This window comes from Marinifilum flexuosum (genome assembly GCF_003610555.1).
Lineage (GTDB): Bacteria > Bacteroidota > Bacteroidia > Bacteroidales > Marinifilaceae > Marinifilum > Marinifilum flexuosum.
The window spans coordinates 452861-465432 of sequence record NZ_RAPQ01000008.1 but is presented as its reverse complement, the minus strand read 5'-3'; the positions used below and the strand labels follow the sequence as shown (position 1 = coordinate 465432).

Here is a 12572-nt window from a genome sequence, read left to right as displayed (position 1 = left end):
GGGTATTAGTTTTCCTACTCGTATAGCTTTTCGGATCCGCTTCGTTTTTTTACATGGGTTCTGAACTCCATTTTGTTCCTAGATCATATTCTGATTTTAGTTAATGTCTAATTCTGTTATTATCCCTTTATCATATCCAATCCCATCATCACCAAGGTCTTTGCTATTTCGTAAAGCTCAATAATATGGTCGGTACTCATTTTCACAAAACTTACCAACATTGGTATTCTTCCAATCACAAAGGAAATGAGCAATCCCCAAATCAAGATTTGAAAAAACAGGATGATTAGGTAAGACCAGGTGATGCCGAATACATGTAAATCGGGTTGGTGAGGTTTGCCCTGACGAATGGCAATGGAAAATGAGAATCCAAGAGTTGCTCCCAATAATCCGAAATAGACTTCGGCTCCCGAACTGGCCAAAATAAAATAGATGGGGAAAATAAAAACGGTTAGCAGTGGGAAGAAATAAGGAGACAATACCGATAGAACATTCTGCTTTCCCTGGTAGGCGAAATATCCTCCACTATTGGCTTCAACATTTAAAGCAATGGGCTTATTAAAGGTTAAAACGCCCAGCACATTGTGGGTTAATTCGTGGGCCAAAATGGCCAGATAGCCATGGGTTTTTATAAAAATTGTTGTGAATAGAAATCCTCCTCCCAGGGCAATAAAAAATATTTTCTGAAATACATCTGCAAATGATACCATTTGAAGGGTGGCAATGAATTCACGGCCAAAAGCGTAAATCAGCAGAGGGATTAGTATTTTAAATAGTTTGGTTATCATGAGTATTTAAATTATGATTTAGGAATTATGAATGATGAATTAAGGAGCAACATTCATAACTCATCATTTATAATTGTTTTTTCTATCCGAAGAATCGCTCAGGATTCACACGCTTTTTGTTTTTGATGATTTCGTAATGCAAATGCGGTCCGGTTGAACGACCAGTACTACCTACCTTGCCAATTACATCACCTTTATTCACCTTCTGGCCCTTCTTCACACTTACTTTCGACAAGTGCCCATAAATGGTCTCGTAGCCATTAGCGTGCTTCACCTTAATGTAATTGCCATATCCGCCGTTCCATCCCGATTTTACAATTACCCCATCGGCAGGAACATGAATGTTGGTACCTTTCGGACAAGCCATATCTACTCCTCCGTGAAAACGCCAACGATACAAGGTCGGATGAAAGCGATTGCCAAATTTTGAGCTTAATCGATATTTTGCAACAATCGGTTTTGTAGAGGGTATGCTTCGTTTTTCAACCTCTATTAAGCTTGCCTTATGGTTGTCTATTGCTGTTGCAGTTGGCTGGCTGTTTGCCATCTCATTTCCCTTGGCCTTCACGGTAGGATCAGCCATTTTCTGACTTGGTGTATGATTGACTTTGGGATTTGAAGCCACCGGGTTTGTCATCTGATTCGAGCTCGAACTGTGCTTGGCTGCCAATGTAGGATTGGTCATTGCTTGTGGCTGCTCCACTTCTGTTTGCACCTTTGTTTCCTGCTTAGCTTCTGACTGTATTTCGGCAGATTTCATTGCTTCTGCAGGAGCTTTCTCAATCTTGATTTTCTCTACTTTGCGCTTAATTTGTTTGATCTCGTCATCTAAACTTGCCGTTAGATTTACATAGCTTGGAACTGGCGGCTTTGCAATCAAATCCTTGTCTTTTGCCTCTACCTTTTCCGATATAGGCGTTTCAACTTCAATCCCTAATATTTCCTTGTTCCAATCGAGCTCGTTTTTTTTAAAAGCCTCAAATTGTCGCTTGTATTCTTCCTTGTATTTTTGAAATCGGGCTTTCTCAGCCTTCTTGTAGGCTTCGAACGAATCTAATTCCTGAGCTTTAATTTCTAAAGAAAAAAAGCTTACTATGGCCAATAAAAGGCCTGATATTAAAATAAATTTCCTCATTGTATTAAAAATTTACTGCTTAATTAGACGCTTTTTATAAACTTCATTCTCCTTCTCTATTCTTAGAATATACATACCACTTGGATATGATGATAAATCTAGTTCACAAGAAATATTATCTGAGGTTTTAACCTTCCAAACTTTACCATTAATATCAATCAAAGTAATACGAGCTTTATTCAATAGTTTACCTTCAATCTTAACCAATCCATTTGTAGGATTAGGATACACTTTAAATAAATTATCTTCAATCTCAGATATTGATGTAACTATACTTAAAACTATTTCCTTACTTACATCATCAGTGGTAATGCTTACAGAGCCTGATTCAGAATCATGACCATTTGCAGATACTGTATAGTCATAATCTCCAAGCTTTTTGATGTAGCTTACAGAGCCTGATTTATCGGTAGTTTTTAGCTCGTTATCAAGATTTACTTCTGCTCCTTCAATACTTCCACTTCTATCAAGAATTGTGAAAGTAATATTGAATTCGTTTTTGGTTAGAACAACCTCTTTATTAACATCTGCATTGGCAATGCTTACTGAGCCTGATTCAGAATCGTGACCAGCGGCTGCTACTATATAGTCATAATCTCCGACCTTTTTGGTATAGCTTACATTTCCTGATGCATCGGTAATTTTTGCTTCATTATCCAGAATTACTTCGGCTCCTGCAATACTTCCATTATTATCAACAATTGTAAAAGTAATATTGAACTCGTTTTTGGTTAGAACAACCTCTTTATTAACATCTGCATTGGCAATGCTTACTGAGCCTGATTCAGAATCGTGACCAGCGGCTGATACTATATAGTCATAGTCTCCGACCTTTTTGGTATAGCTTACATTTCCTGATGCATCAGTAGTTTTTGCCTCATTATCCAAAATTACTTCGGCTCCTGCAATACTTCCATTTTGATCTACAATAGTAAAGTCAACATTGAACACATTTCTAACTAGAGTAACATTTTCAACAACATCCTCATCAACAACATTAATACTTCCGGAATACTTATCGTATTCGTCTTTTGAAACCTGATAAGTTAAATTATTGGCAGGAGTAACACTATTAAAAATAACTTCTCCATAATTGTTACTTTTTACAGTTCCGTAATTTTGAAGGTTCACATCGGCATCTTGCACAATTCCTTTAGCATCAGATATCACGAATTTCACCTGATATTCCGCTACTTTCAAGCGAACATACTCATTAACATCCTGATCTAATACTGAAACATTCCCAGTATATTTCCTGTAACCTTCCTTGCTAATTGTGTATTCAATATTATTTGCCGGAGAAATATTATAAAATACCACTTTTCCAGATTGATCTGTTACACGAGAATCATATCCATTAAGGCTGACAACAGCTTCATTTACCGAATATCCCAATTCATCATCTACATAAATTGTAAAAGAATACAACTCTTCATCCACTATATTTACGGTATAATCTTCAACTTCTCCATAACCTGTTTCTCCACAACTCGATCCACAGTCATCTTCTTCATATTTGGTTCTAATGCGCATTCTATGTTCACCTAAATTTGCATCAGCAGGAATAACAAGATTAAAATCTCCAGCTCCCCAACTACCTGGAGCACAAATCACATTTTCTCCTTCATCTTCAAAACTTTTATTATCATTAAAATCAATCCATACACCTAAGTCATTACCTGAATTTGACAACCCATTTTCGACTGTTAAGATGTGTGTGTTTCCAACTTGTAATTTCGTAGATAAATGCAAAAAGTTACCGTATCCCTGATAGCCATTATTTTGATTAACTATTGAAGCCAGTTTAACCGTTTCCAAATATAAATTTCCTCCTCCACTTGCAGCACAATATCCAGCTGTTGTTGCATTGCTTATTGCCGGATCAACGTTATTGTAACACATTTCATCTGAATTGTATTTAAACACCGCAAAATGGTAAGTGTAACTATCATCCAGATTGGAAACAGTACACGTACTTTCTGTTCCAGAATAAATGGCAATATTATTTCCTCCAATATCTTCGCCCTCTTTTATATTTAAGTTTGCTTCGTATATTACTCCATTCTCAGGCTCCCAATCGACTGCTGTATTTTTCTTTGCCAAAACAAGAACCGGATCTCCATTATTTATCCAATTGATGGTAATACTATTGTCATTAACCTGATCAACAATCAAATTGGCAGCCTGAGTCTCCGGAAGATTACATCCTGTTTTACATTCTATATTTGTTCCATAAGATGTACCTGTTGAATTGGTAGCATAAGCCCTTACAAGATAAGTGCTTGCCGAACTTAGATTGTCTAATTCGGCATTAAAAATCCCAACACCTTCACCTACAATAATTTTATCATCATCAATAGTAGGATTAGATTGGGTACTCCAAACAAAGCCTCTTTCTGTTACCGTTGAAGATCCTTCACTAACAATCTCTCCTGAAACTTGAGCTGATGTGTAAGACAATAATGCTACCTCTCTTGTTTTAACAACAGGTGAATTTGCAATTGGAGAAACTAAAGGTGATTGCCATAATCCCCTACCATAACTTGCTGCATGAAGTCTTGAATTGTTTACATCATCATTGTCATAATAGATTTCTAATTCCCCAATTTTAACATTAGGTAGACCTGCACTGTATAACTCCCAATCATTGTCTCCTTTTTTGAAGTAAACCCCTAACTCTGTACCCAGATATAAATGATTTTCATCTGTTGACTGTATGTTCTGCACAAGTGAATAGGAAGGCAATTGAGGTAAACCATTGGAGATATTTGTCCATGTTTCTCCACCATCCTTTGATTCATACACATTATCAGAATTATAACCACTAAGAGAAACCCAAATTACTTTATCATTGAAATGATTAATGATTACACTCTGTATTAAAGACTGATCAACGGGAAGATTATTTGTAATTTCTTTCCAATTTTTTCCTCCATTGTCTGTTCTCCAAATATTATTATTCTCTACAGCGATTAAAATTAAACTATTGGATGGTGCAATTGCTAATACTGATATTTTCCTACCTTTTAAATCTGAAATAAGACTCCAATTATCTCCCTGGTCGGTAGTTTTCCATACTTCATTATACCCGGCATAGAGTATATTGTGATCGTTTGGGTCGATTATATATGGAGTAACCCAAGCTCCAGGTCCAGCTTCAGGAGGAGTTATATCTACACTAGTGTTCCAGTAATCCTTGGTTCTTTGTATGTTTCCATTCTGATATGCTCCGTATTGAATATTTTTGTTAGTAAAATCAATAATACCTTCCATACCATCGCCACCAATAACATCTTTCCAACTACCTTCACTTACTAGTTTAGTACCATTATCCTGGAGTCCGGTTATGGCTTCATCCTTTACCGTTTGAGAAATCCCCAGTTTATACATTTGACTTATAACAATCCCATTGGTTTTATCAATCCATTCTTTACCATTATTAGTTGAAATATAAATTCCACCATCGTTACACTCAAATAAATCACCATTTTCTCTGTATTTTAACATATGTTTATCAGCGTGTACTTCAGCTACGCCTCCATCTCCAACCCAATGATTCGTAAGAGTCCAGTTACTTCCACCATCTATCGAATGCCAGGTATTGATACCTCCAACCAATAGAATATTTTCATCGTTTGGAGAAGCTTCAATAGCTAAATCATAACCAGCCTGACCACCTTCATCTGCGCCATCAGCATAGTATCCTAATAAATTTAATTTAGCACCACTAAGTGTTTGGGTAAAACTTTTTCCACTATCTGTAGATTTATAAACCCCTTCTAATGCTGAATCGTATTTACCCACTACAGCATATACTATAGATGGGTTAGCCTTTGTAACAGCTAGTTCCACTCTTCGACCATCAGTCACTTTAATTGATTGATCCCAACTAGAACCTCCATTTTCTGAAACATAAATCTCTCCTTCCTCTGATCCGTAAGTTGTAGAACCATATAATGTATTGAAATCACCTGGTTTAGATTCCATATCTTTAAATTCCAAATCCGATAACTTTGTATTCCAGCTTTCTCCAGCATCAATTGTTTTGAAAACACCATTATTAGTAGCAGCAATAATGATATTATCATCATTTGGATCAAGTAATAAACGATTGACCATTAGGCCATCATTTAAATTAGCTGACAATCCTGTTTTTTTCCAACTTAGGCCCCCATCAATCGATTTTAATATTCCAACACTACGATTATCCCAGCCATCTCTATCACCGGTTGCAATATATATTGTTTTAGAAGTTTCATAATCAGAAGGGATTACAATATCAGAAACTCCCATTACATTGTTATTATCTGTAAGGCAAGTCCAGGTGTTACCATTATCGTGAGTAACCCACAATCCGCCAGAAGGTGCTCCAACCCAGTAAGTATTGTTATCGGTAGGGTGAAACGCAATACAGTTGATACGACCGATACCGGCATAGCCTCCCAACGAATTGTTTGGTCCCATTACTGTCCAATTGGAGGCATCAATAGTGGCAGATTTTGTACGCTTGTTCGTTTTAAAATATTCATTAAAAACTTCCTGAGCCGATTTTTCGGGGAATTTTCCAGTTTTGGCATCTACCTGGCCACGCATATTCCACTCCCAACGCTTAAATTGTTTCCATCCGTAAGCTTTTTTCTTTACGCCATTTTCATAATAATAACCTTTGCCATTAACATTATATGGTTTCCAGTAAGTATTAAAAGCTTCTTGATAATCTTTTAAAGTATATTCAACATCTGTTGTTGAAGATGCTTTTGTCGAAGTATTGGCTCCAACTGCTTCTTCTGACTTTGTTTTTTTAGGTAAATAATCAAGCCAAGCTTGTGCATAGATTCCTGTGGTTAGGAATTGAATTAGAATAATTGTTAAAATAATTCGTCTCATTAGTTATTTGTTTGTAGTATTATGCTTTGCAAATCTTATCTGCTTATAATTTAGTTTTCATATATAATCGGTTGCCTTCCACATTTATATCCGTAATGCTAAACTTCATTTTCTGATAATCGACAACCCGAAATAAATTCTTAAACATGGTATTGTACTGATCGCCCACCGACTTTACTTTTCCTCCATTCTTGGTCATTAAAAGCAGGTTATTCAGAATCACATCGAGGTAGGCATTCCAAAACGAATAGTGCAGCGATGCATCTATCATTCCATTTTGGTAAGCTGTTGTATCAGACTTTTGAAATGGCTGATACCGAAATATCCCGGAAGGAAATTTGATTTCGAACTGGTTAATTTTTGAAACAATATCCTTTCCCGATTGGGTATTGTAGGAGTAGTATTTCAACTCCTTAATGGGATATTGCTTGGGTGTATTGATGTAAAGCTTGATAAAACTATAGCTCTCCTCTCTGGAGCCTTTGATTTCACTTTGCAGTAAATCTGCCGAAATTCGAATGGTATTTGTACTGTCGCATTCATTTGATATTTGCCTGATATTTGCCGAATTCACCAAAACAAATACCTCATCGAAACTTGAAGTGAAACTTTTTTCTATTGGCAAAGATTTTAAATCGACTTGAGCAGCCGACAAAACATTGGTTAAGCTCACAAATTTTGAGCTGGCGTACCTTTCCTTTTTATCGGAGGTATAATTGTCTACAATCGATCGGTAGGCAAGATTCTTTTTTAAACAAGCAATGGCAACCGCTCTCAATTTGGCCTGTTCCAATGCCATATCCGAATCCATGTAAGGATCGGAAACTCCAATACAAAACTCATCGGAGGTTGCCAGCTGAATCCAGTCTGGAAATTTGCCATCTTCCGAATTTTGTGGAAATTGAGTTTGCAGAGAATCCACAACCAAAGAACAGGAATCCCGAACCTGCCCTTTTAGTTGTAGATTACCTAAGAAAACTACTAATAATATCAAAAGTGATTTGATATTCATTGTCATGAAAAAACGATTGATTAAGATCCTATTTTAGCCATTTCCTCTTTAAAATCTTTCTTGAATTTTTCGTATTCAAAATCGATTTTCAGCTTGTCATCGCTGCTAATTCTATCTGCCATATTCTTAATGATTTCCTCTCCTGCAAGTTCCATTGCAACATAACAATGAAATTTACCATCTTTGGTTTTCTTCATTTTTTCGCAAATCACACGTGTACCATTAAGCGTTTGACTTACAATACTTCTTGAAAGGTCCTGAAAACGCTGTTTTGCTTCTTGATTTCCATTAAAATCGTGCTGTGAAGAATAGTTGTCTGTCACAACATTTACTTTAGCTTGAATTTCTGAAGCCAAACCGGCACGGGCATCAGCATATGCTATTTTCTTAGCGATACTCATATTTGGACTTAAACCATCAGCTGACGCTCTAAAATATTCTCCATTGGTAAAGTATTCTGGTCCTGAACAAGGAACATCAAAATCTACTTCATCTGGTTGTTGAACCTGTGCTACCTGTTGTGGTGCCGAACATGCGAACATTGCACCCATCATTGCTACTGCAAATAATTTTCCTAAACGTGTTTTCATTTCTTGTTAATTTTTAAATTTTTATTGTATTGTGTAATTTCTATTCTTATTGATGTTTGAAATAGAGTTGTCGAATTTCATTCTCACGCAACTGTCGATTGTAAATTCTCAGGTTGTCAATCTCGCCTGTGAAATACCTTTTTGCGCCTGGATCGTAGCCAATAAAACCACCTTCGCCACTCTTAATTTTGCCACGCATCCTAGTATTCTCAACCAAAACCATTTGGCCATCTACAAACAATTTTGAACGTGATTCATATTCCAAAACCTCAACGGTTAAGGTGATCATGTGCCACTGATTGTCCAGCAACAATCGGTTGGCATCAAAATCAAATGTTAGGTATCCTCCATCGGAATATCTTTTCTGATAGAACAACTGATTTTGAAGCGTAGTTCCTAAAATGGTGCAGCCTGCAGCTTTGCGTCCAAGAATGGCTCCTCCCGAACTTGTTTTTACCCATGCACTAATGGTATAAGCACTCCAGTTTTCGATTGGATGCTGGGGAATTGCCAAATAAGAATCGCCATTAAATTGTGCCGATTTACCCGCCCCACTTAAAGTACTATTGATTACCATTGGAGCATGATCTCCTTGTACCAATGCATTGTAATTGCTCAAACCGATTGTGTTTTTCCCTGTTCCATCGTCGAATGTATAGTAGGCCAATAAGCCCGATGGAACCAATAACCCCTGAGTTTGTGTATTGCTAGTTTGTTGCACTCTCTCTTGTTGAACTCTGGGCTGAACCGTTGGAGCAGCAGCAGCAGAATGATCAATGGTCATTTGCAATTTTTTCAACTCTTGAATGAGCTTTCGCTGCATCTTCTTTAAAACACTGCGACTTGCCGACATGCGTGCGGTTGATTCAGAAGTACTTTCCGGAGCTAAAGATCGTTGGTCGTTTACCGAATACTGAAAAACTGTTTCCTGCGTATTTCTTTTCACAATCTGTAAACTCACCGATGTGAAATACTCCTTCATGTTGTACATCTCACCAGGAACAGTACCTCCCTTTCGAAACTCTTCACTTAAATCCACAATAACATCTGCTGAGGCTTCATTGGGAACAAAATTGAAGTAATTGTTACTCAAAATCCTTTTTACAGATTTGATCAATGCTGAATTGCCATATTGCCCTTGTCTTAAAAAGGCTTTTAACGTTTGTGCCTCCAGATTAATAGTCACCTGCGCCTCTGGTATCGATTTGATGGTGCGAATTAAGTTTCGAACCATTTTATCGTTGGCAGCACAAAGTTTTTCCATATCAGGTTTTATGCGTACCACCTGTCTGCTTTGCTTACTGGTCACATTTAAAATCTGCAATTTTGCACTACCATGCTCATTGGTTAAAAGGTTCGCATTCAACTCGCCGGAACCAGAAGTGAACTCTGCTTTTAAAGGCAAGTTTGCAATAGAATATGCACCTTGTTTTGCAATTAAACTGATTGGTTCTTTAACTGCCTGAAAGTTTTGTGCTTTTACTGAACTCGGTATTGCCGATAACTGAACATCATCGAAAGCACCAAGTAAAGATTGATACAGCTCATTCCCCAGATATATGGTTTCGCCATTCACCTGGTATGCCAGATTCTTATTCAGGTCATTCTGAATGAGCTTTAAACCTTCAACGTAATTAAAAATAGCTCCTGATATGTTTCCAGAAATCTTTTGTCTCCTTGCTTTCTGCAAATTATCGTAAGCCTTTTGTTGAATTCTGTCGATTCGAATACCTTCCTTTTCTTTGTAATCATATTTATTCAACTGATAGTACACCCAATATTCGGTATCATTCTCCCAGGCTTCTACCAATTGGTAATCTTCGATGGTGCGTTGAGCCTCCACTTTGATATCTTCCTTGAAAGAAGTCGATACCTGTCCATTGTCTTCTAACGTATTTAGCAAAGACTTGCTGGCAAGCTTTACTTCTATCTCGGAAACCAAATCGCTAAGTGCTTTACGTTTGGCAATTTTCATATAGTCTTCCTGCGATTTTTCTGCATATCCAATACCTGTATAATACATGGTATTAATTGGTCGACTACTAACCCACGAAGGTCTATTCTGTCCAATCAATTGAATTGGAATTAATAGTAAAAGGCACAGGGCCAGAGTCCATAAAGAACTCCAGCTAGTACCTTTCTTATTTAAAACAAGAAAATTCATTGTTATTCTATTTGTTTGAAATCAACTATTCCTGAATGGTGATATAAACCGTATTGCCATCCACTCTTTTTTTAACGGCAATGCCCACATCACTTCTTAAATAATCCCAAAGATTGAAAGCAAAATCACTCACACTAAACGGATTTCCATTTTCATCTTTAGGTGGAACTTGAATCTGATCGAATATCACCGCTTCTGCAACCGATCCCTGAACATGATATTTGCCTTTAAAGGCATTCTTTTTCACCCAAAGACGCAATAGGTCTGACAATGGAATCATATCGTTTCCAAGTTCAGTATCCATATCTGTCATGGAATCGCTAGCAATTGAGACATTCAACACAATGGTGTTTCCACTGCTGGCCTTCTTCTGGAAATTTGTATTTACCTGGGCCAAAAAATCATCCAACATGATTTTAATTGACAGAGAAGCTAGCTTATCTATAGCCGAAGTTCGAAAACGCGGCGACCAAGTTTGTTTGCTAGCAATGATATTTCCTGATGCCGTTTCATAGGCCTTCAGAATTAAGGAAACTCTGTTTCCATTGGCTGCAAAATCCTTTTTGATATCAACCGAAACATAGATGTCAGATCCTGAATTTCGAATCAGCTGTTTGTCTACTGTCTGGGCATCATTCATTTCGAAATTTGCCGAACGCATGGCCGCATTCATTTTTGCCTCAAAATCAATGGTAGTAACACCTCTTTGGTTAAAGCCTTCCTGAACAGCAGCAACGGCAATTCTTTTATCGAAATCATTCTGAAGAATATCCTTGTAGGATTCTCCTGACTTTTTGTAAGGAATTACCATGATGGTTGGGAGTTGCATTTCATCTACAACTTCCATTGTATAAGAATCACCTACAGAGTAGGAATCAGCCTTTGAAACAAAGGCTGATAACAAAAACATACAAAAGATGATTATTGAAACTATTCTAACTTTCATTTTAAAGAATTAATGCTTTACATTTTAATTGGAGGCCATGGTCCAGTTCTTGGAATCATCTCTGCAAAAATCTTTAGTTCTCCGTTAAAATCTGCCAAAATTTTATCTCCACCCTTTACTACTTTACATTCTGCAAAATCATCGCCTTGAACTTCCAATACTTTAATTCTACCAATTTCAATTAATCGTTTTTTACCTCTGAAAACTTTTTCTTCACACACTTTAAATTGGTCGCCTTTTTGAACTCCAAGTGCAGCACCTGCTTCAATTGTTAAAGTTCTTGCCGCTCCTTTTTTCTCTGCAGTAATTTCAACGATTTCTGCTGTGATCGGAAAAATGCCTTTAATCTTCTTGATAACTTTATCTTTTGCATTTTTTACTGCCTTCATAATCGCAGCATCCTTTGTTTTTTCTGATAAAAATGTTGAACAAGCAATATCTGCCATGCCTTTTTGAGTTCCATCTTTAAGGTTGGTCACCTTGAAAACAAAATTTAGTTTTCCACCATAACCTGTTACCTGTCCTTTATCATTTTTCACTGGAACAGCATCATAATTCGATAAAGTACCAGTTACCACCCAGTCTGCACCTTTTACACCTGCTTCCTGCAAGCGTTTCCAATTGGCTTCATTCATAGCGGCCTCACCCGACTGACGATAGATTTCTTGACCAACAGCAGACAAAGTATTGATATCAATAACCTCGTGTAAACCTTTTTCAACAAATGCTTGCACAATTACATCATGAACATTCTTGGCATATTGCTCTGAATTTTTAAAGCTACATTTGATATCCCCAACCAATACCACTTCTTTTTTTTCCTGAGCAAATAAGATGCTCACCATCATCATTAGAGTTAAGAGTACAGATAGTTTTTTCATGTTTTTCTTTTTAAATTTATAATCAGCCTTAGTTATGGTGCTTTAATCCAATACACCAACGAATCATAAAATAACAGAAAGAAAATTGATTATCAGTAAGGTAGAAGTACCTATCTATCGAATCGATTTGTTTAATTATTAAACAATTGACCTAAGGAATCCAAGGCGA

General features: G+C 36.9%; 8 protein-coding genes. All 8 read right to left on the bottom strand.

Annotated elements, in window-relative coordinates:
• Positions 1-119: 119 nt before the first annotated feature.
• Positions 120-788 carry a hypothetical protein gene (locus BXY64_RS02005; RefSeq protein WP_120238304.1) on the bottom strand — a complete coding sequence of 223 codons (669 nt, stop codon included), beginning with the start codon at positions 786-788 and terminating at the stop codon, positions 120-122.
• 82 nt (positions 789-870) lie between these two features.
• Positions 871-1923, bottom strand: coding sequence for a M23 family metallopeptidase (locus tag BXY64_RS02000; protein ID WP_120238303.1), 1053 nt, complete (start codon positions 1921-1923; stop codon positions 871-873).
• Positions 1924-1935: 12 nt separating this feature from the next.
• A complete protein-coding gene (locus BXY64_RS01995; RefSeq protein ID WP_120238302.1) occupies positions 1936-6810 on the bottom strand; it encodes a VPS10 domain-containing protein in 4875 nt (1624 codons plus the stop codon).
• A gap of 43 nt (positions 6811-6853) precedes the next feature.
• Entirely contained in the window at positions 6854-7828 is a 975-nt protein-coding gene (locus BXY64_RS01990; protein ID WP_147375856.1) for a hypothetical protein, read from the bottom strand.
• A 14-nt stretch (positions 7829-7842) separates the two neighbouring features.
• Positions 7843-8412 carry an LPP20 family lipoprotein gene (locus tag BXY64_RS01985; protein WP_120238300.1) on the bottom strand — a complete coding sequence of 190 codons (570 nt, stop codon included), beginning with the start codon at positions 8410-8412 and terminating at the stop codon, positions 7843-7845.
• A 46-nt stretch (positions 8413-8458) separates the two neighbouring features.
• Positions 8459-10576: a LamG-like jellyroll fold domain-containing protein gene (locus BXY64_RS01980; protein ID WP_120238299.1), complete on the bottom strand. Its 2118-nt coding sequence runs from the start codon at positions 10574-10576 to the stop codon at positions 8459-8461.
• A 25-nt stretch (positions 10577-10601) separates the two neighbouring features.
• On the bottom strand, positions 10602-11486 hold the full coding sequence (locus BXY64_RS01975; RefSeq protein ID WP_120238298.1) for a DUF6175 family protein: 885 nt from the start codon (positions 11484-11486) through the stop codon (positions 10602-10604).
• Positions 11487-11539: 53 nt separating this feature from the next.
• Positions 11540-12403 carry a hypothetical protein gene (locus BXY64_RS01970; protein ID WP_147375855.1) on the bottom strand — a complete coding sequence of 288 codons (864 nt, stop codon included), beginning with the start codon at positions 12401-12403 and terminating at the stop codon, positions 11540-11542.
• Positions 12404-12572: the final 169 nt, after the last annotated feature.